Annotated in this window: 21 protein-coding genes and 1 other annotated feature; of the genes, 20 read left to right on the forward strand and 1 reads right to left on the reverse strand. The window is 35.6% G+C overall.

The genetic code is table 11. The features are described 5' to 3' along the window. Positions 1-376: 376 nt before the first annotated feature. From TEPIDINF_RS14025 to sigH, 20 genes are all read left to right on the forward strand, one after another. Complete coding sequence (locus TEPIDINF_RS14025; RefSeq protein ID WP_069799592.1) at positions 377-1,039, forward strand: HAD family hydrolase; 663 nt, start codon at positions 377-379, stop codon at positions 1,037-1,039. 210 nt (positions 1,040-1,249) lie between these two features. After that, positions 1,250-1,711: a CtsR family transcriptional regulator gene (locus tag TEPIDINF_RS14030; protein WP_069799590.1), complete on the forward strand. Its 462-nt coding sequence runs from the start codon at positions 1,250-1,252 to the stop codon at positions 1,709-1,711. Between the two features lie 15 nt (positions 1,712-1,726). Next, complete coding sequence (locus TEPIDINF_RS14035) at positions 1,727-2,254, forward strand: protein-arginine kinase activator protein McsA (RefSeq protein WP_068727133.1); 528 nt, start codon at positions 1,727-1,729, stop codon at positions 2,252-2,254. Between the two features lie 6 nt (positions 2,255-2,260). Next, positions 2,261-3,322 (forward strand): protein-arginine kinase McsB, encoded by a 1,062-nt coding sequence (locus TEPIDINF_RS14040; protein ID WP_068727135.1) that lies wholly within the window; start codon positions 2,261-2,263, stop codon positions 3,320-3,322. A 19-nt stretch (positions 3,323-3,341) separates the two neighbouring features. Continuing rightward, positions 3,342-5,759, forward strand: coding sequence for an ATP-dependent Clp protease ATP-binding subunit (locus TEPIDINF_RS14045; RefSeq protein WP_069799586.1), 2,418 nt, complete (start codon positions 3,342-3,344; stop codon positions 5,757-5,759). A gap of 117 nt (positions 5,760-5,876) precedes the next feature. After that, the gene (gene radA, locus TEPIDINF_RS14050) at positions 5,877-7,241 is read left to right on the forward strand and encodes a DNA repair protein RadA (protein ID WP_421692361.1); all 1,365 of its coding nucleotides are present in this window, start codon (positions 5,877-5,879) and stop codon (positions 7,239-7,241) included. 3 nt (positions 7,242-7,244) lie between these two features. Then, positions 7,245-8,324 (forward strand): DNA integrity scanning diadenylate cyclase DisA, encoded by a 1,080-nt coding sequence (disA, locus tag TEPIDINF_RS14055; protein WP_068727141.1) that lies wholly within the window; start codon positions 7,245-7,247, stop codon positions 8,322-8,324. A gap of 19 nt (positions 8,325-8,343) precedes the next feature. Continuing rightward, positions 8,344-8,982 (forward strand): phosphatidylserine decarboxylase family protein, encoded by a 639-nt coding sequence (locus TEPIDINF_RS14060; RefSeq protein ID WP_421692362.1) that lies wholly within the window; start codon positions 8,344-8,346, stop codon positions 8,980-8,982. Next, positions 8,979-9,689 (forward strand): CDP-diacylglycerol--serine O-phosphatidyltransferase, encoded by a 711-nt coding sequence (pssA, locus tag TEPIDINF_RS14065; RefSeq protein ID WP_181482271.1) that lies wholly within the window; start codon positions 8,979-8,981, stop codon positions 9,687-9,689. The genes TEPIDINF_RS14060 and pssA overlap by 4 nt, the downstream gene beginning before the upstream one ends. A gap of 232 nt (positions 9,690-9,921) precedes the next feature. Then, positions 9,922-10,416 (forward strand): CarD family transcriptional regulator, encoded by a 495-nt coding sequence (locus TEPIDINF_RS14070; protein WP_068727149.1) that lies wholly within the window; start codon positions 9,922-9,924, stop codon positions 10,414-10,416. Between the two features lie 97 nt (positions 10,417-10,513). Further along, positions 10,514-11,599: a PIN/TRAM domain-containing protein gene (locus TEPIDINF_RS14075; protein ID WP_068727152.1), complete on the forward strand. Its 1,086-nt coding sequence runs from the start codon at positions 10,514-10,516 to the stop codon at positions 11,597-11,599. 12 nt (positions 11,600-11,611) lie between these two features. After that, positions 11,612-12,298, forward strand: coding sequence for a 2-C-methyl-D-erythritol 4-phosphate cytidylyltransferase (gene ispD, locus TEPIDINF_RS14080; protein WP_421692363.1), 687 nt, complete (start codon positions 11,612-11,614; stop codon positions 12,296-12,298). Beyond that, positions 12,295-12,771, forward strand: coding sequence for a 2-C-methyl-D-erythritol 2,4-cyclodiphosphate synthase (gene ispF, locus TEPIDINF_RS14085; protein ID WP_068727157.1), 477 nt, complete (start codon positions 12,295-12,297; stop codon positions 12,769-12,771). The genes ispD and ispF overlap by 4 nt, the downstream gene beginning before the upstream one ends. Positions 12,772-12,834: 63 nt before the next feature. Next, complete coding sequence (gene gltX / locus TEPIDINF_RS14090; protein WP_421692364.1) at positions 12,835-14,307, forward strand: glutamate--tRNA ligase; 1,473 nt, start codon at positions 12,835-12,837, stop codon at positions 14,305-14,307. A 31-nt stretch (positions 14,308-14,338) separates the two neighbouring features. Beyond that, positions 14,339-14,554: a binding site (T-box leader), on the forward strand. A gap of 150 nt (positions 14,555-14,704) precedes the next feature. Next, positions 14,705-15,346, forward strand: coding sequence for a serine O-acetyltransferase (gene cysE / locus TEPIDINF_RS14095; RefSeq protein WP_068727161.1), 642 nt, complete (start codon positions 14,705-14,707; stop codon positions 15,344-15,346). 1 nt (position 15,347) lies between these two features. Continuing rightward, the gene (cysS, locus tag TEPIDINF_RS14100) at positions 15,348-16,754 is read left to right on the forward strand and encodes a cysteine--tRNA ligase (RefSeq protein ID WP_069799574.1); all 1,407 of its coding nucleotides are present in this window, start codon (positions 15,348-15,350) and stop codon (positions 16,752-16,754) included. 2 nt (positions 16,755-16,756) lie between these two features. After that, positions 16,757-17,182, forward strand: coding sequence for a Mini-ribonuclease 3 (locus tag TEPIDINF_RS14105; RefSeq protein WP_255421889.1), 426 nt, complete (start codon positions 16,757-16,759; stop codon positions 17,180-17,182). Then, positions 17,169-17,915 carry a 23S rRNA (guanosine(2251)-2'-O)-methyltransferase RlmB gene (rlmB, locus tag TEPIDINF_RS14110; protein WP_421692365.1) on the forward strand — a complete coding sequence of 249 codons (747 nt, stop codon included), beginning with the start codon at positions 17,169-17,171 and terminating at the stop codon, positions 17,913-17,915. The genes TEPIDINF_RS14105 and rlmB overlap by 14 nt, the downstream gene beginning before the upstream one ends. Positions 17,916-17,932: 17 nt before the next feature. Continuing rightward, a complete protein-coding gene (locus TEPIDINF_RS14115) occupies positions 17,933-18,448 on the forward strand; it encodes an NYN domain-containing protein (RefSeq protein ID WP_421692366.1) in 516 nt (171 codons plus the stop codon). 93 nt (positions 18,449-18,541) lie between these two features. Then, positions 18,542-19,198: an RNA polymerase sporulation sigma factor SigH gene (gene sigH / locus TEPIDINF_RS14120; protein ID WP_069799566.1), complete on the forward strand. Its 657-nt coding sequence runs from the start codon at positions 18,542-18,544 to the stop codon at positions 19,196-19,198. A 354-nt stretch (positions 19,199-19,552) separates the two neighbouring features. On the opposite strand, the gene TEPIDINF_RS14125 is transcribed toward sigH, so the two are convergent. Next, positions 19,553-20,143, reverse strand: a 591-nt coding sequence (locus tag TEPIDINF_RS14125) for a transposase family protein (protein WP_476471650.1), incomplete at its 5' end; no start/stop codon positions are given.

Genomic DNA, 20,143 nt, shown 5'->3' on the forward strand with positions numbered 1-20,143 from the left:
TCTCATTGACTATGACCTCCTTGTAGGGTGGATGATTGAGTAAACTTGGTTAAGTATTTCAATCATATCATAGTCACTGGGATATTTTTGTGTCTAAAAACATTATTTCATACACCAGAAAGTATAACTTTCTTGCACTTGTCATTTAGGGGTTTGTATATTCCATAAGTTGCGACTTTCAAAAGTGCCCTTCTCTCCTTAATCTTTATTCATAGAAGGGCACGGATGACGGAGCACGATGGAATATACAATCTTTTCTTATGAAAGTCGAAGAAAGTTATTGTGTTTTGAAAGCTAGGGGAGTAAAAAACGTTAAGTTGTTATATAATGAGAAATAATAAATGCACTTTTCTTCTTTAAGAAAGGAGTATATAAATTGAACAATGAAGTGGATACTATCATCTTTGATTTTGATGGAACATTATTTCAGACAGAAAAATTAGTGATTCCATCATTTGAGAAAACCTTTGCAAGATTGGAAGCTGAAGGGTATTACATAGGGAAAAAATTTAGTGAAGAGGAATTATTATCTGTTATAGGAAAGACATTAGAAGATATATGGCAAACATTATTACCTCATCTTTCCTTAGAAGCACATAAAAAAGCAAATGATTATATGCTCCATTATGAGATTGAGGGAGTAAGCGAAGGATACGGAGCTTTATACCCTCAAGTCATTGAGACTTTATTACAATTAAAAAATCAAGGTTATCGGTTGTTTGTTGCCAGTAATGGGCTAGAAACATATATTAAAGAACTTGCAAAAGCTTTTCGTATTGATCATTATTTTGAAGCAATGTATAGTGCTGGCGAATTTGAAACAAAGAGCAAAAATGATTTAGTAAAAAAACTGGTTCAAGATTATTCGATTGAAAATGGAGTAATGGTAGGAGATCGACAATCTGATGTTGAAGCAGGTAAAACGAATAAGCTTTTTGTGATTGGATGTGATTTTGGCTTTTCATCTAAGGATGAATTAAAAAATGCAGATGTGGTCATTCAATCCTTTGATCAAATTTTGGCAGTGTTGAATGGCTAGAATCAATCAAACAAGTGAAGGGTGTAAAAGAAGTATATCTTGGTTAAAATACAGAGTAGTATTCTGCTCTGTTTTTTTTATATAACCAATGCTTCAAAGATGAAAAGTTCGAGTAACTTTTAGGGAATTGGCAAAATACAAAATAGATATTATAATATAAATAAAGGTCAAAGTTAGTCAAAGTCAATTTTATTTCGATTGGAGGATAGAATGAGGAATATATCTGACATCATTGAACAATTTTTAAAAACCGCTCTTGAATTTAGTGACGACGGGGTTATTGAAGTTCAAAGAAGTGAACTAGCAGAAAAATTCCAAGTTGTTCCCTCCCAAATTAACTATGTAATCAGTACCCGTTTTTCACTAGAAAAAGGATTTTCTGTTGAAAGTAAAAGAGGTGGTGGAGGTTACATTAGGATAAAAAAGTTAGAAATTGAATCAAACGATTCTTTTTATAAGGCTTTAAATAAATTGATAGGGTCAGAAATTGCTCAATCACAAGCGATTACTATAATAGAAAGATTAAAAGAAGAAAAGATTATTAATGAAAATGAGTATTCCATCATAAAATCAATTATTAGTAGAGAAGTACTAAGTTTACCATTACCAATACGTGATCAAATCCGTTCAAATATACTAAAGGCAACATTAAGGGTTATTTTTTCGAAATAGAAGGAGGGAAGTTGAATGCTTTGCGAAAATTGTGGGGAAAAACCAGCAACACTTCACTTTACCAAAATTATAAATGGACAAAAGAACGAAATGCATTTATGTGAGCAATGTGCAAAGGAAAAAGGAGAAATCATACCTACTGATACAAATGTTTTTTCATTTCCCCAGTTACTATCAGGATTATTAAATTTTGACCAAATGGTACATGGTCATTCTCCAAATACATCTATGGATCCTTTACGTTGTAAAAATTGCGGTTTAACTTTTAATCAATTCAAAAAAACGGGTAAGTTTGGATGTAGTGACTGTTACCAATATTTTGAGCCTCAATTGGAACCCATTTTTAGACGAATCCATGGCAATAGTCAGCATAGTGGCAAAGTTCCTACTCGTACAGGGGGAAAAATAAAATTAAAGAAGGAACTTCGAGAATTAAAGGATCAACTTCAAAAAAAGATAGCTTTAGAGGAATTTGAAGAAGCGGCAAAAATTAGGGATAAAATTAAAGAACTTGAGCTCAAACTTACGGAAAGACGGGGTTGAGGCGAAATGTCATTAGATCGATTTTTAAGAAATCCAATAAGTGAATGGATGAGTGGTGCTGGACCTGAATCAGATATTGTGATCAGTAGTCGATTACGTTTAGCAAGAAATTTAAGAAATCATCCTTTCCCTTTGTTAGAAACTGATTCTGAAGCGCGAGCAGTAGTTGATGAAATCAGTAGGGCTTTGAACCAAGAAGCAATAAAGAAAATTAGTAAATTTGAATTAATTGAAATAGAACATTTAAGTGAGCTACAAAGAAGGGTTCTGGTAGAAAAACATTTAATCAGTCCAAATCTAGCTCATGAATCCCGTAGAGGGGCTGTATCGCTAAGTGAAAATGAAGCAATTAGTATTATGATCAATGAGGAAGACCATCTTAGGATTCAATGTTTATATCCGGGATTTCAAATTTATGAGGCTTGGAAAATGGCAAATCAAATAGATGATTTATTAGAGCAAAAGCTTGAATATGCTTTTGATGAGAAAAGAGGTTACTTGACCAGTTGCCCAACAAATGTAGGTACAGGAATTAGAGCATCTGTTATGCTTCATTTGCCGGCATTGGTTATAACGGGACAAATCAACCGAATCATCTCTGCTATTACTCAAGTAGGATTAACCGTTAGAGGGATATATGGTGAGGGAAGTGAAGCACTAGGTAATCTATTTCAGATATCCAATCAGATTACCTTAGGACAAACGGAAGAGGATATTATTGATAATTTACAAGGGGTCGTTAACCAAATTATCGACCATGAAAGACAATTTAGAAAAAACTTGCTTCTGGAATCTAAAACAAAGTTAGAAGATAGGGTTGGAAGATCCTATGGTATTTTATCTTATGCAAAAATAATGGATTCTAAGGAAGCAATGCAACGATTGTCAGATGTAAGGCTAGGAATAGATTTGGCGATGATTAAAGGTGTTTCATCAACAATATTAAATGAATTGATGGTATTGACTCAACCAGGTTTTCTACAATTGGATGCCGGTAATGTCCTAACACCAGAGGAAAGAGATGTGCGTAGAGCTACAATCATTAGAGAAAGATTAACTAAAAGGTAAAAAGAAGGAGGAAAAAATCATGATGTTCGGACGCTTTACTGAAAGATCACAAAAGGTTTTAGCATTAGCTCAAGAAGAGGCTGTTAGACTTGGGCATTATAATATAGGAACTGAACATATTTTATTAGGGTTAGTTAAAGAGGGAGAAGGAATTGCGGCAAAAGCTTTGCAATCTTTAAATATCAGCTTAGAAAAAGTTCAAGCTGAAGTTGAGTCCTTAATAGGTAAAGGCCAAGGGAAACCTATGACCATTTCCTATACGCCTAGAGCAAAGAAAGTAATAGAGTTATCAATGGACGAAGCTAGGAAATTGGGACATACTTATGTGGGAACTGAGCATATCTTATTAGGGCTTATCCGTGAAGGAGAAGGCGTAGCAGCAAGGGTACTAAATAATTTAGGTGTTAGCTTAAATAAAGCTAGGCAACAAGTATTGCAATTACTTGGAAACACAGAGGCGGTTTCATCGCATCAGCCGCATCACGCTAACCATAATACCCCAACTTTAGATTCTTTAGCGAGAGACCTTACTTTTATTGCGAAAAATGGTGAATTAGACCCTGTGATTGGTAGAGAAAAGGAAATTGAACGTGTGATTCAAGTATTAAGTCGAAGAACAAAAAATAACCCAGTTCTGATTGGAGAACCTGGAGTTGGGAAAACAGCAATTGCAGAAGGGTTGGCTCAGAGAATCGTAAATAATGAGATTCCTGAAACATTAAGGGATAAAAGAGTGATGTCACTAGACATGGGGACTTTAGTAGCCGGAACAAAATATCGTGGTGAGTTTGAGGATCGGCTAAAAAAGGTAATGGAGGAAATTCGACAAGCCGGTAATATCATTCTATTTATCGATGAACTTCATACGCTAATAGGAGCAGGTGGAGCAGAAGGGGCTATTGATGCCTCAAATATTCTAAAACCTGCCTTAGCTAGAGGTGAGCTGCAAGCAATCGGTGCAACAACTTTGGATGAGTATCGTAAATATATTGAAAAAGACGCTGCGTTAGAGCGTCGTTTTCAACCCATTATGGTTGATCCACCAACTGTTGAAGAAACAATACAAATCTTAAAAGGATTAAGAGATCGCTATGAAGCACATCATCGGGTGAAAATTTCTGATGAAGCAATTGAACAAGCGGTGAAATTATCTGATCGATATATCACTGATCGTTTCTTACCAGACAAAGCAATTGATTTGATTGATGAAGCTGCTTCAAAAGTTCGCCTTCATAGCTATACAGTCCCACCAAATTTAAAAGAATTAGAGGAAAAATTAGCCGAAATCAAAAAGGAAAAGGATTCTGCTGTACAGAGTCAGGAATTTGAAAAGGCAGCTTCTTTAAGGGATAGAGAACAACAACTAAAAGAAGAATTAGAAGTAACCAAAAATAAATGGAAGGAACAGCAGGGACGTACAGACACAGAGGTCTCTATTGATGATATTTCTCATGTGGTTGCTAGCTGGACAGGGATTCCTGTAACAAAAATGGCTGAAGAAGAGACAGAACGATTATTAAAAATGGAATCGATATTACATGAAAGAGTTATCGGTCAAGAAGAAGCAGTTAAGGCAATTTCTAGAGCGATTCGAAGAGCAAGAGCAGGACTTAAAGATCCTAAAAGACCTATTGGTTCATTTATTTTCCTTGGACCAACAGGGGTTGGAAAGACTGAATTAGCAAGAGCATTAGCTGAAGCGATGTTTGGCGATGAGAATGCAGTCATTCGTATTGATATGTCGGAATATATGGAAAAACATGCAACCTCTCGTTTAATTGGGGCACCTCCAGGATATGTTGGTTATGAAGAAGGTGGGCAATTAACTGAAAAGGTTAGAAGAAAGCCATACTCCGTCGTTTTACTTGATGAAATAGAAAAAGCTCATCCAGAAGTCTTTAATATTCTATTGCAAGTTTTAGAAGATGGTCGTTTAACAGATGGTAAAGGAAGAATGGTTGATTTTAAAAACACAGTAGTGATTATGACATCCAATGTTGGCGCCGAGATGATTAAGAAAGACACTGGATTAGGATTTACAACGAGAACAGCAGAAGATGATTATAAAAATATGAAGAATCGAGTCATGAGTGAGTTAAAACGTAACTTTAGACCTGAGTTCTTGAACAGAATTGATGAAGTGATTGTTTTCCATGCACTTTCAAAAGAGGATATTAAGGAAATTGTTACTCTTATGGCCAATCAGTTGCGTGAAAGGTTAAAAGAACAAGGAATTGATTTTATACTAAATGAAGGAGCGAAAGAGTTCTTAGCAAAAGAAGGATATGATCCTAATTTTGGTGCTCGCCCTTTGCGTAGAGCCATTCAAAAGCATATCGAAGATAAACTTTCTGAGGAACTTTTAAAAGGAAATATTAAGAAAGGTGACGTTGTAACGATAGATGTTGAAAATGATGCCTTAGTCGTTAAAAAGTAATTTTTTAAAAAGTGTTATGAGGACTCTATTTAAGGGGTCCTTTTCTCTTATCGTTGTAGTTCGTAATTAAATACGGTATGATATATAAATAGTAGATATAAAAATGGGGAAATTTAGATGAGTAAAATAAAAAGTAAATATATATGCCAAGAATGTGGATATGAAAGCCCAAAATGGATGGGAAAATGTCCAGGTTGTCATCAATGGAATACTATGGTAGAGGAAATAGAACAGAAAACATCTAGTCCAAATCGTTTACAAATTTCCTGGTCTTCCTCCCCACAATCAATATCTGGAATAAATGTTGAAGAAGAGCCAAGAATAAATACAAATATAGAAGAATTAAATCGTGTTTTAGGTGGAGGAATTGTACCAGGTTCCCTAATCTTGGTTGGTGGAGATCCTGGTATAGGAAAATCCACTTTATTGCTACAATCATCGCAAAGCATTGCTCGTTCAGGAAACCGTGTCTTGTATGTTTCGGGTGAAGAGTCAGTGAAACAGACGAAATTGCGAGCAGAACGTTTAGGGGTTCATGCAGAAGAGTTATGGGTATTAACTGAAAATCAATTAGAACAAATTGAAGCTCATATAGACAAGATCAATCCTATGATCGTTATTATTGATTCGATTCAAACAGTTTATCATCCACAGATCACTTCAGCCCCAGGAAGCGTAGCACAAGTTCGTGAATCGACAGCACACCTAATGAGGATTGCCAAATCAAAAGGTATCGCCATTTTTATTGTTGGTCATGTCACAAAACAAGGAGAAATTGCCGGACCCAGATTATTAGAACATATGGTAGACACTGTTTTATATTTTGAAGGGGAAAGACATCATACCTATCGAATTCTAAGGGCAGTCAAAAATCGTTTCGGATCCACCAATGAAATGGGTATATTCGAAATGAAGGAGGAAGGTCTAATCGAGGTTAAAAATCCTTCCGAATTATTTTTATCTGAGCGTCCAATGGGAGTCGCAGGTTCTTCTGTTGTTGCTAGTATGGAAGGGACTAGACCTGTGCTAGTAGAGGTACAGGCTTTATTATCACCTACTAGCTTTGTAACTCCTAGAAGAATGGCTACTGGGGTCGACCAACAACGTGTGGCTTTAATTATGGCAGTTTTAGAAAAAAGGTTAGGTATGTTTTTGCAAAATCAGGATGCTTTTGTTAATATCGCTGGAGGGGTAAAAATAGGAGAGCCTGCCATTGATCTCTCAATAGCAGTAAGTATCGCTTCTAGCTTTAGGGACAGAGCGGTTCGGTCACATGACGTATATATAGGTGAAATTGGTTTAACTGGTGAGGTAAGAGGGGTATCAAGAATTGAGCAAAGAGTTCTTGAAGCTAAAAAATTAGGCTTTAATCGGATTATCATACCCTTTAATAATATAAAAGGCTGGAATATTCCTTCAGGGGTCGAAGTGTTTGGGGTTAAAACCATTGCGGAAGCTCTAGATATTGCTTTGGGAGGGTAAGGCATGACTAAAGAGATAAAAAGAGAAGAATTTATGAGCAGTGTTTTAAAATTAGTTGCACCTGGAACCCCCTTTAGAGAAGGGTTAGAAAATGTTCTTAGGGCAAAAACTGGCGGGTTGATTGTCGTTGGATATAGTAATGAAGTAATGGATATCGTAGATGGGGGATTTTCCATCAATTGTGACTTTACGCCTGCCCACCTATACGAATTGGCGAAAATGGATGGAGCGATTATTTTAAGTGATGATTTGAAAAGGATTTTATTTGCTAACACCCATTTAAATCCCGATACTGCTATTTCTTCAAGTGAAACAGGAATAAGGCATCGAACAGCGGAAAGGGTTGCAAAACAAACAGGCCATTTGGTCATTTCTATTTCACAAAGAAGAAATGTCATCACCTTATATCAAGGTAATTATCGTTATGCTTTAAAAGATATTGGTGTTATTTTAACGAAAGCAAATCAAGCGATACAAACACTAGAAAAATATAAATCTGTTTTGGATCAGGCTCTTACGAATTTATCAGCTATGGAATTCGAAGAATTAGTCACTTTAAATGATGTTGTATTGGTCATACAAAGAATTGAAATGGTTCAGCGAATAAAATCTGAAATTGAGCGATTTATCAATGAATTAGGAACAGAAGGTCGTTTGATTAGCATGCAACTTGAAGAATTGGTAGCAAATATTGAAAATGAAGCGTACCGTTTAATGAAAGACTACCATAAAGAGCAAAATGAAGAAGAAGTTAAACGTGTCTTAACTGAGTTAAAGAAATTAACTCCAGATGAATTATTGGAAAGCCAAAATATTGTTCGTTTACTTGGATATACAGGTAACATCAATATTCAAGAAGAACCTGTTTCTCCTAGAGGTTTCCGTATATTAAGTCGAATTCCAAAGTTGCCAAGTCCAATTATTAACAATTTAGTAGAGCAATTTTCTCAATTATCAAGAGTGATGATGGCAACAATTGAAGAATTAGATGATGTTGATGGAATTGGTGAGGTTCGAGCTAGGGCGATTAAAGAAGGACTCAAGCGAATCCAGGAACAAGTCTTCATTGATCGACATATTTAAACTCTATTGAGGTGAGATTGTGAAACATCATGCTTTGATTAAGGAAGGACTACCTACACTTGGTATTCTTTTGATCTTAACTGGCGTCTTATATGAAATCCAACCTTGGTTATCATTGATTGGGATTGGTCTTATCTTATTTGTTCTTTACTTTTTTAGGGATCCTAAGCGAGAATCACCTATCAATGATGAATTAGCCATCATGGCTCCTGCAGATGGGGTGATTACAGATATTCGTGAAATTGAAGAAACATCATTCATGAAGCAGAGGGCTATCTGCATAAGTATTTTTATGAGCCCATTAGATGTTCATATCAATCGTAGTCCAATTTCAGGTGAAGTTAAATTTATAGAGTACAAAAAAGGCAAATTTATCCCTGCCACAAGACCTGAAAGCCATGTAGTAAACGAAAAAAATTTTATAGGGATAGAAAATGAAAAAATGAAGGTACTCGTTGTTCAAATCGCTGGAATTATGGCAAGGCGAATTGTAAATTGGTCAAAATTAGGGCAAAAAATTAAAAAGGGTGATAAAATAGGAATGATTAAATTTAGTTCTGGAACACAACTTTATTTACCTGTTAAGACAGAAATCGTTGTAGAAAAAGGGGATAAAGTTTATTCTGGAAAAACGATGATCGGGAGGTATTTAGAATGATTAATCGCATACTTCCCAGTCTATTTACGGTTGGGAATTTATTTTTGGGAATCATTTCAATCATTTTAGCATTTCAGGGAGTACCGGAATATGCTGCAATCATGGTGATTATTGCCATGTTACTAGATGGTTTAGACGGTAGAATTGCTCGGGTTCTTAACACACAGAGTGAATTTGGAAAGGAACTGGATTCTCTTTCAGATGTTATTTCCTTTGGAGTTGCTCCAGCTTTTATCATGTATGTAGCTGTTATACATGATCAAGGCCCTTTAGGTTGGCTTGTGACAGCTATATTCCCAATTGCAGGTGCATTAAGACTTGCTCGCTTCAACGTTAAGGCTGGAATACCAGGCTATTTTATTGGTTTGCCAATTACCGCTGCTGGTGGAGTTTTGGCGACAATTACCCTATACCATGAGGTTTTTTCACCAGTCGTTTTATCTTTAACGATGATTTTTCTATCTTATTTAATGGTCAGTAATATTAAATATCCTAACTTTAAAAAAGTTGGAATTCCTAAAGCAGCTTATTGGATTACCCCTGTTATTATTCTTTTAGTTGTCATAATAGCGGTGAAGTATCCAACTGAATTCCCTAAAATTGTCTTTTTACCATTAGCTTTATATGCGATTTACGGGATTCGAAAAGGATTTTCCAAAAAAAAAGATCATTTGACTGATGATGAGTTAGAATCTGAACTTAAATAGAGGAAAGAACCATTCATAAAAGACTTATTTTATATAGGTCTTTTTTCTTTTTTTTTGAAACTATTTATGATTGTTGAACGTATAGAGTAGTATTTTAAAAAAATAAAGATTTTATGTTTGAACTATATTGACTTACAGCTACATAGTATGCTAATATAATAATTTTAAATTTGACACTATAATTAAAATGTGATAAAATGGAAACGTATTTCTAAGCCGGGGGTGACGAATATTGTTTAATGTTGGGGATAAAGTGGTGTATCCGATGCATGGCGCAGGTGTAATAGAATCTATTGAAGAGAAGGAAATTCTAGGTGAAAAAAAGAGATATTATATCATGCGTATCCCTATTGGTGATATGAAAGTGATGATTCCGATGAATAATGTTAGTGAAATCGGTCTTAGACAGGTAGTAGATGAAAAAGAAATCGATCACGTAATGGACATACTTAAAAACCACCAAAAAGATAATACGGCAAATTGGAATCGTCGCTACCGGGCAAACTTGGATAAAATGAAAAGTGGAGATATTTATGAAATAGCAGATGTTGTACGTAATTTAATGTTAAGAGATCAAGAAAAAGGATTATCCACTGGTGAAAAGAAAATGCTGGAAAATGCAAAACAAATTCTGATAAGTGAACTTGTGCTTGCAAAGGAACTAAAACAAGAAGAGGCATTTAAGTTATTAGAAAATATTATTTCTGAGAAAGACGCGTCTTTTTGACGCTTTTTTTCTACAATGGAACGTTAATATGATAAATAAAGTAATTTGAGGTTTGTTTTTCTTTGGAATGTTAATACTGGAAAAAGGAGGTGAAGAAATGTTGAAAAGAGCATTTCAAATATTTTTTATTTTTCTTGGAGGAACATTAGGTTTTCTTTACATGCCTGATTTGATACGTTTGCTCCGAAATGATTTATTTGGTTTAAATGAAGTCGTCTTATCAATCATAGGTATGGTTTTTGGTGCACTCATTTTATATTTATCAACAGCTTGGTTTATGGATACCATCATCGTATGGGTTCATAAAGGGGAGGAACTGATATTAAAGATTCCTATTATTGATTTTTTATTTGGTATGATTGGAATGATATTGGGGCTTATTGTTGCTGCTTTACTTTCCCAAGCGATTAATATTATCCCTATTGTTAATGTGGTTGTTCCTATTTTCCTTTCCGTTTTCTTAGGATATTTTGGATTTAGACTCGGATTTAAAAAACGAGATGAGATCGTTTCTATCCTTTCTTTAGGGAAACTAAACAAGGATAAAACTTATAAAAAAGAGCAAGTCCCAAAATACGAACACAAGATTCTGGATACAAGTGTTATTATCGATGGGAGAATAGCAGATATTTGTAAAACTGGTTTTATTGAAGGGATTCTAGTTATTCCTCATTTTGTACTAGAAGAATTACAGCATATTGCAGATTCTTCCGATACTTTAAAACGAAATAGAGGGCGACGTGGTCTTGATATTTTAAATAAGATTCAAAAAGAATTAGATATTAATGTGGTTATTTACGAAGGAGATTTTGAGGAGATTCAAGAAGTAGATAGTAAACTTGTAAAATTAGCAAAGGTTCTAGAGGGAAAAGTAGTAACCAATGATTTTAATTTAAATAAAGTTTGCGAGCTACAAGGCGTACCTGTACTTAATATCAATGATTTATCTAATGCAGTGAAACCTGTGGTACTACCTGGTGAAGAATTGAATGTTCAAGTGATTAAGGATGGAAAGGAATATAACCAGGGGATTGCTTATCTTGATGACGGAACAATGATTGTGGTTGAAGGCGGAAGAGAATTTATTGGGCATCATATTGACGTTTTAGTCACAAGCGTTTTACAGACTTCAGCAGGTAGAATGATTTTTGCAAAACCCAAATTATTAGAAAAGGCGTTATAGGTGATTGGTACAATGAAATGTGGAGTGCTTATCCCAGCTGCTGGGCAAGGGAAAAGAATGGGGCTTGGTTTTAACAAACAATTCTTTCATTTGAATGGCAAACCTATTCTTATTCATACTTTAGAACGGTTTTATCAAAAACCATGGATCGATGAAATTATACTTGTCGTTAATCCTAGTGAAAAAGAATTAGTTCAGCAATTATTACGGGAATATCATATTTCGGTAGATGCAATCGTAGATGGAGGAGCCGAAAGACAAGAAAGTATCGATCATGGCCTAGCATTTTTACACTCAGAATGGGTAATGGTGCATGATGGTGCAAGACCATTCCTGAAGGAACAACATATAAAAAATCTAATAGATAAGGTTCAAATCTTTGATGCTGTTGTATTAGGTGTTCCCATCAAAGATACGGTAAAAGTGATTGACGAATCAGGTATCATTATCAATACGCCTGATCGTAAGAGCTTGTGGGCAATACAAACCCCACAAGCTTTTCGTCTGTCTATTTTAAAAGAAGCATATAAAAAAGCAAAAGCTGATCTTTTTATTGGTACAGATGACGCCTCTTTAGTCGAAAGACTTGGCGTGAAAGTACATGTTCTTGAAGGTGATTATCAGAACATTAAAATTACCACACCTGAAGATCTTTTGATTGCTAAAGCGATATCAGACCAATGGAGTGAAGAGAATTGATAAGAATTGGACAAGGCTTTGATGTTCATCAATTTGTGGGAAATAGGAAATTGATTATAGGTGGTGTACATATCCCTTATGACAAGGGTTTATTAGGTCATTCTGATGCTGATGTGCTGCTTCATGCATTAGCAGATGCGATATTAGGAGCATTAGCAAAAGGAGATATTGGGCGATGGTTTCCCGATCATGATCCAACGATTAAAGGGATTGATAGTAAAGAGATATTAAGAAAGGTTTGGCAGTACGCAACAGAAGAAGGCTTTACAATAGAAAATGCGGATATGACAATTATTGCGCAAAAACCTAAAATGGCAGAACATATCCCTAAAATGAAAGAAATTATTGCTACTATCTTAGAATGTGAAATAAACCAAATCAATATTAAAGCTACCACAACGGAAAAATTAGGATTTACAGGTAGGGAAGAAGGAATTGCTGCACAAGCAGTCGTTTTATTATCAAAATGGTGATTGGAAATAAAGATTATGCTATGATAAAACATGCATAAATAAATATGAAGGAAGGGATTCTTCATGTCAGATCAAGTAAGGGTAAGATTTGCACCAAGTCCAACAGGACATTTACATATAGGAAGTGCTCGTTCAGCTTTATTTAACTATCTATTAGCAAGAAGAAAAAATGGCCGATTTATTATCCGGATTGAAGATACCGATCAATCTCGAAATGTAGAGGGTGCAGAAGAAAAACTTTTGGCTAGTTTAAAATGGCTTGGATTAGATTGGGATGAATCAGTCGATATAGGTGGAGAGTATGGGCCGTATCGTTCAATGGATCGCTTAGATATATATCGTAACCATGTAGATATATTATTAAAGCAAGGTCATGCATACCATTGCTATTGTACACCAGAGGAATTAGAAGTAGAAAGGCAAAGTTATATCGAAAAGGGAGAGACACCAAGATATTCAGGGAAGTGTAGACTATTAAGCCCTGAACAAAAAGAGACATATGAAAAAGAAGGAAGAAAGCCTAGTATTCGTTTTCACGTACCTGAAGACCAGATTTTAAAGGTAAATGATGCTGTACGTGGAGAAGTAGAGTTTGATTCGAATGGGATTGGTGATTTTGTTATTGTAAGGCCAGATGGAATTCCAACCTATAATTTTGCTGTAACCATTGATGATCACTTAATGAAGATCACCCATGTTATTCGTGGGGAAGAACATCTATCCAATACACCTAGACAATTAGTTATTTATCATGCCTTTGGTTGGGATATCCCACAATTTGCCCATGTTTCTCTTATTCTTAATCAAGACCGGCAAAAAATGAGTAAACGTGATGAATCGATTATTCAGTTTGTGGAACAGTATAAAACACTTGGTTTTTTACCTGAAGCGATTGTAAATTTTGTCGCATTACTTGGATGGAGTCCTGAAGGGGAAGAAGAAATTCTTTCAAAGGAAGAAATGATCGCACAATTTACATTAGAAAGGGTTTCCAAGAGTCCTGCAGTTTTTGATGTAAACAAATTATATTGGATGAATAATCACTATATTAAAATGGCATCATTAGAGCGAATATATGATTTGTGTCTTCCTCATTTACAACAGGCCGGATTACTTCCAGAGAAGTTAAATGAAGAGCAAGAACATTGGGTAAAAACCTTAGTTGGACTCTATCAGGATCAATTGAATTATGCGAAGGAAATCGTTGATTTATCTACGGTGTTCTTTGAAGAAGATGTTCAATATGGAACAGAAGAACAAGCTATACTTGCTGAGAGCCATATTCCGGTTATAATGGAAGCATTTTATAAACAATTAGATGAATTGACTGAATACCAACCAGAAACGATTCAAGCCGCATTAAAAAGCGTTCAAAAAGAAACAGGGTATAAAGGTAAACAATTATTTATGCCTATCCGAGTTGCTGCAACAGGATTAATGCATGGAAGAGATCTTCCTCAAACCTTATACTTATTAGGAAAAGAGAAAGTTTTAAAACGTATTAGTCGCTTCTTGACAACAAGGCATGAAAAATAGAGAATAAGAATAAAATAGGGTAGAAAACTATAGAATTGCGATGAGAAAGAGAGTAAATGATTAATTGTCTTAAGAGAAAACTTCCTAGGCTGAAAGAAGTTTGTCAATCAATCATTGAAATGCACTTTTGAGCATTGGGCTGAAATATAAGTAGGTTTCAACGGGTCCCCCGTTATCGGAATAAAAGTGAGGATGTATTATTTATACATTCTAAACAGAGTGGAACCACGGATATACCGCCTCTGTGCCTAGGCATAGAGGCGGTTTTTTTTAAAAAGCAGAGAAAGCATAACTTTCTTTCAATATCCATGGTACCCCGCAAAAGTAATCGGAATACTCTTCGATGGAGGTCGTCACATTTTTGACTATTTAGTTATAACGTGTGAGGTGAGAAGGTATGTGGGAGAGAATAAAGGAAGATGTCCAAAATATAAAGGAAAAGGATCCAGCTGCTGGGGGGTTCTGGGAGGTAATGCTCACTTATTCTGGGCTTCATGCCATATGGTATTACCGATTTGCCCATTATTTATGGAATCATCACTTCCGTTTATTGGCTAGAATCGTTTCAAATTTTGCCCGGTTTTTGACTGGAATTGAAATTCACCCAGCTGCCAAAATAGGAAGGAGATTATTTATTGATCATGGGTCAGGTGTCGTTATAGGTGAAACTTGTGAAGTCGGAGATGATGTGACAATCTATCAAGGGGTTACATTAGGTGGTACTGGAAAGGAAAAAGGGAAAAGGCATCCAACGATCGGCAATCATGTTTTAATTGCCTCAGGAGCCAAAATATTAGGGTCGATGAAAATAGGCGACTATTCAAAGATTGGGGCAGGCTCTGTCGTCTTACGTGAAGTTCCTCCTCATTCTACGGTTGTTGGCATCCCTGGTAGAATCGTAATCCAAAATGGGATGAGGATAAAAGATGAGCTAGACCAAGTTCATTTGCCTGACCCAATCGCAGATATGATCCGTTCGATGCAAACGCAAATTGATGAATTGAAAAGGGAACTTGATAAGCTTAAAGGTGGGAAATAAAATGATACAAATTTATAATACTTTGACTCGAAAAAAGGGTGTGTTTAAACCAATTCAAGAAGGGAAAGTCAGCATGTATGTATGCGGACCGACGGTTTATAACTTGATCCACTTAGGTAATGCTAGACCATTGATTGTATTTGATACAGTACGTCGTTATTTAGAGTATAAAGGTTATGAGGTAAACTATGTTCAAAATTTCACTGATATTGATGACAAAATTATCAATAAAGCGAATGAACTTAAAAAGGAAGTAAAAGAGATTTCTGAAGGTTTTATTCAAGAATTTTTAGTGGATGCCAAGGCATTAAATATCAGACAAGCGAATGTTAATCCTAAAGTAACAGAAAATATAGATGAAATTAAAAACTTTATACAGGAATTAGTCAATCAAAATGCGGCTTATGAAAAAGAAGGAGATGTCTATTTTAAAACGGAAGCATTTGAGGGATATGGTAAGTTATCTAATCAATCAGTAGATGATTTACTGGTTGGGGCTAGAATTGAAATTGGAGAGAAAAAAATGAATCCCTTAGACTTTGCCTTATGGAAGTCTGCTAAACCAGGAGAAACGTCATGGCAAAGTCCATGGGGGAAAGGAAGACCTGGATGGCATATTGAATGCTCTGCTATGGTTAAAAAGTATTTGGGTGAAACCATTGATATTCATGCAGGTGGAGCAGATTTAATCTTTCCTCACCATGAAAATGAGATCGCTCAATCAGAAATGTTAACCCATAAGCCATTAGCAAACTATTGGATGCATAATGGTTATATTAATATTAATAATGAAAAAATGTCAAAGTCACTTGGTAATATTTTGACCGTTCGTGAATTAATCGAACAATATGAACCAATGGTATTAAGGTTCTTAATCTTAAGCGTTCATTATAGGCACCCCATTTCCTTTTCGGAGGATTTACTTATTCAAGCTAAAAATAGTGTGGATAGAATTAAGATATCTATAGATAATTTACTACATCGTCTAGAAATAGAGGAAAACGATCATTTATTAGAAGAAGAGATGAAACAGGTTGTTGAGGAATTAAAAGTGAGATTTGAAAAAGAAATGGATGACGATTTTAATACAGCAAATGCCATTACTGTCTTATTTGATTTAATGAAACAAATAAACATTTATATTCAACAAGAAAAAGTAAGCAAACAAACCATGATAGTAATGCTAGACATCATGAAAACTTGGTTAAACATTCTTGGTTTAGAGCCGTTACTTATAGAGGGAACAAAAAGTAGCAGTGAGGATTGGATCGAAGAATTGATCGAGGAAAGAAATATAGCTAGGAAGAATAAAAACTGGCAAAGAGCTGATGAGATAAGAAATCAATTATTTGAAAAGGGTATTCTTTTAGAAGATACTCCTCAAGGAGTAAGATGGAAAAGGAAATGATTATGAAGATGGATCGGAAGCCACTAAATCCTAAAGAAATGAACGCTTTAACCTTAGCTTATATGGGTGATGCAGTCTATGAACTGTACATTAGAGAATTTATCCTCTCTAAAGGTGGAAAACCTAATGTACTGCATAAGCAAGCAATTTCCTATGTATCAGCAAAAGCCCAATCAAGGGTACTTCATTATATTATGCCATTATTAACCGAGGAAGAAGCAGATATCGTTAAGCGTGGCCGTAATACAAAATCATCTACAGTTCCTAAAAATGCAAATGTCATTGAATATCGACATAGTACTGCTTTTGAAGCACTAATTGGATTTCTATATTTATCTCATCAAATAGACCGCCTAGAACAAATTGTTTTTGAAGCGATCCAATATAATGACAAAAGACAAGATGGTGAAGAAAATGGACAAAAATGATAATCTTTTTATTATGGGAAAAAATCCGGTCATTGAAGCATTACAATCAGAGCGTTCCATCAACAAAATCTATATCGCTGAAGGGACTCAAAAAGCAGCGATGAACAAAGTGTTAGTCATGGCAAAGGAACGAGGTATTATCACACAATTTGTTCCTAGGAGAAAATTGGATCAAATGGCGGAAACAACCGATCATCAAGGGGTTATTGCCTCTATTGCAGCTTATCGATATGAAGATTTTCAAAATCTACTGCAAAAGGTTAAAGAAACCAATGGAATCCCTTTTTTTGTTATGCTAGATGAGATCGAGGATCCTCATAATTTAGGCTCAATCCTAAGGACAGCGGATGTAGTAGGAGTAAATGGGATCATCATTCCCAAAAGAAGGTCTGTTGGTTTAACTGCAACAGTGGCTAAAACCTCAGCAGGTGCAATCGAATATGTGCCTGTAACAAGGGTAACCAATTTAGCGCAAACCCTTGATCAATTAAAAGAAGAGGGTTTTTGGGTGGTTGGTACAGATGCATCAGCAAAACAATCTTTCACCGAAGTGGATTATCAGATTCCTATTGTGTTAGTCATTGGTAGTGAAGGTAAGGGGATGTCCCGGCTCATTAAAGAAAAGTGCGATTTTATCGTAAAATTGCCTATGAAAGGACATGTTAACTCTTTAAATGCTTCTGTTGCTGCGGCCATTATGATGTTTGAAGTATACCGAAATCGAGGTTTCTAACTTCTGGGGGAAATTTCATGGAAGAAATTCTGATCATCGACGGATACAATATCATAGGAGCTTGGGCAAATTTAAGGGAATTAAAAGATCAAGGGCGATTAGAAGAAGCTAGGGATGAACTGTTAAATTGGTTAACAGAATATCAAGCTTATACTGGCAGAAAGATAATTGTTGTTTTTGACGCACATCAAGTTCCTGGGGAAGGGAAAAAGTACCAATATAAAAGGATTACGATCTACTATACCAAAGAGAATGAAACAGCTGATGAATTAATAGAAAAGTTGGTTAAAAAGTTGGATCACCGAAGAAGGCAGATTTATGTTGCTACCTCTGACTATACAGAACAAAGTGTTATTTTTGGACAAGGAGCCTTAAGAATCTCTGCTAGAGAGTTAAGGATTGAAAAAGAATCAATGATGGACTCAGTAAAAAGAAATGTTGAAAAACAAAATAAAGAATTAAAACGTAATATTTTTTCATCGCTTGATGATGAAATGATGAAAATTTTAGAAAATTGGCGTAGGGAAAAATAGGGTTTTATTGACGATTCTAGATTACATAATATATAATGTGGTATACGATTATAAATTGTACGACCGAACAGTAGAATAATCGGAGGGATCGCGGTGAGTGTCAACCTCGAGGAGAAGAAGCTATTAGCTCGATATGAGCATATAGTAGATGAAGATTTAGTGGATTATATCCATGCTGGAGACCACGATGCGCTTGAGTATCTTATACATAAGTATAAGCATTTTGTGCGAGCAAAAGCGCGATCTTATTTCCTTATTGGTGCTGATCGGGAGGATATTGTTCAAGAAGGAATGATTGGTTTATATAAATCGATAAGAGATTATCGAGGAGACAAACTCACCTCTTTCAAGGCATTTGCCGAATTGTGTGTAACCAGACAAATTATTACCGCAATTAAAACAGCTACAAGACAAAAACATATTCCCCTCAATTCATATATTTCGTTGGACAAGCCAATTTACGACGAAGATTCTGATCGCACATTACTCGATGTGATTTGTACTAACAAATTGATGGATCCGGAAGCATTAGTCATTAATCAAGAAGAATTTGATGATATTGAAGAAAAATTAGGAGAAATTCTAAGCGATTTGGAACGTCAAGTCTTAAGATTATATTTAGATGGCCGTTCTTATCAGGAAATTGCTGAAGACCTTAATCGACATGTTAAATCGATTGATAATGCATTGCAAAGGGTTAAAAGAAAATTAGAGCGTTATCTTGAAGGAAGAAATGAAATTCATATCTAATTTTTTAATCAGAAGGGCTTCAGATAAGCCCTTTTTCTATATAGTATAAAAAATCTGTCAATCGTCAGTGAAAATGTCACCTTAATTGTTCTATGAAAATGTCATATTCCTTGGTTAATTATTAGCGTATTAGTATATAATATTCACCCACCCTTGACGGCGAGCCTCTGCTCCCTTTGAAAACCCAATACTGACCCTACAGGGGAAAACACCCCTGTAGGGGTGCTCTAACGGGTCAGCATACCAAAGGGAGCCACTTACCATCAAGGGTAAAGTGAACAGGCTAGTGTTGCCTGAAAGTTACTTATTGGTCTTTCAATAAATAAAGTTCTAAGATTAAGATCTTGTAGAAAGTCACACATTTATGTTACTCTGAACTTGCTTTTGATTAGACCATGGTTTACGCCATGGATGTGAAGCAGCGGGTTTGCGTGAGGGCGCAGGACTCGCTGTTTTTGTTTTTGAGTTCTGTTCATGGCGGTTAGGTTTTTGTGTTTCCTGCAATTCGAAAATTTGTCCCTGGTGCCAAATGACTAGCTTACCCTGAATAGTTTCCCGTACTTCAACAGTTGTCTTTGTCTTAAATGGCTGTGAAGGTTTTTGAGCTAATGTATAGACCTTCCCATTATAGGAAATGGTTTGGCCTGAACCAATTTGTCTGTAGCTTCGAACAGTAAAGATATACTCTAAATTCATCCCCTCAGGTAGAGGACGGTAGGCAGACCCAGCTTCCTGGGGTTTAATAGCAAAAGTTTGATTATGTTTTTGGATCAGTTCTGGAAGTACTCGATTGGCCTCTTCCAAAGTGCAAATACCAAGCAATCGAAGTTCGATAACTAAACGGTCTTGAAAAGTACCCCAAAGACGTTCAATACGCCCTTTGGCTTGCGGGGTCATTGCTTTGATATGAGTTATACCGAGTTCAGCCATTACCTTACCAAATTG

The sequence above is a fragment of the Tepidibacillus infernus genome, from assembly GCF_048898065.1.
GTDB lineage: Bacteria > Bacillota > Bacilli > Tepidibacillales > Tepidibacillaceae > Tepidibacillus_B > Tepidibacillus_B infernus.

Coding starts and splice junctions, on each gene's coding strand:
- disA (WP_068727141.1), top strand. CDS start 7,245: ATGACTAAAGAGATAAAAAGAGAAGAATTTATGAGCAGTGTTTTAAAA.
- TEPIDINF_RS14115 (WP_421692366.1), top strand. CDS start 17,933: ATGGAAGAAATTCTGATCATCGACGGATACAATATCATAGGAGCTTGG.
- cysE (WP_068727161.1), top strand. CDS start 14,705: ATGTGGGAGAGAATAAAGGAAGATGTCCAAAATATAAAGGAAAAGGAT.
- TEPIDINF_RS14105 (WP_255421889.1), top strand. CDS start 16,757: ATGAAGATGGATCGGAAGCCACTAAATCCTAAAGAAATGAACGCTTTA.
- TEPIDINF_RS14075 (WP_068727152.1), top strand. CDS start 10,514: ATGTTGAAAAGAGCATTTCAAATATTTTTTATTTTTCTTGGAGGAACA.
- TEPIDINF_RS14040 (WP_068727135.1), top strand. CDS start 2,261: ATGTCATTAGATCGATTTTTAAGAAATCCAATAAGTGAATGGATGAGT.
- cysS (WP_069799574.1), top strand. CDS start 15,348: ATGATACAAATTTATAATACTTTGACTCGAAAAAAGGGTGTGTTTAAA.
- rlmB (WP_421692365.1), top strand. CDS start 17,169: ATGGACAAAAATGATAATCTTTTTATTATGGGAAAAAATCCGGTCATT.
- pssA (WP_181482271.1), top strand. CDS start 8,979: ATGATTAATCGCATACTTCCCAGTCTATTTACGGTTGGGAATTTATTT.
- radA (WP_421692361.1), top strand. CDS start 5,877: ATGAGTAAAATAAAAAGTAAATATATATGCCAAGAATGTGGATATGAA.
- gltX (WP_421692364.1), top strand. CDS start 12,835: ATGTCAGATCAAGTAAGGGTAAGATTTGCACCAAGTCCAACAGGACAT.
- ispD (WP_421692363.1), top strand. CDS start 11,612: ATGAAATGTGGAGTGCTTATCCCAGCTGCTGGGCAAGGGAAAAGAATG.
- TEPIDINF_RS14045 (WP_069799586.1), top strand. CDS start 3,342: ATGATGTTCGGACGCTTTACTGAAAGATCACAAAAGGTTTTAGCATTA.
- TEPIDINF_RS14030 (WP_069799590.1), top strand. CDS start 1,250: ATGAGGAATATATCTGACATCATTGAACAATTTTTAAAAACCGCTCTT.
- TEPIDINF_RS14035 (WP_068727133.1), top strand. CDS start 1,727: ATGCTTTGCGAAAATTGTGGGGAAAAACCAGCAACACTTCACTTTACC.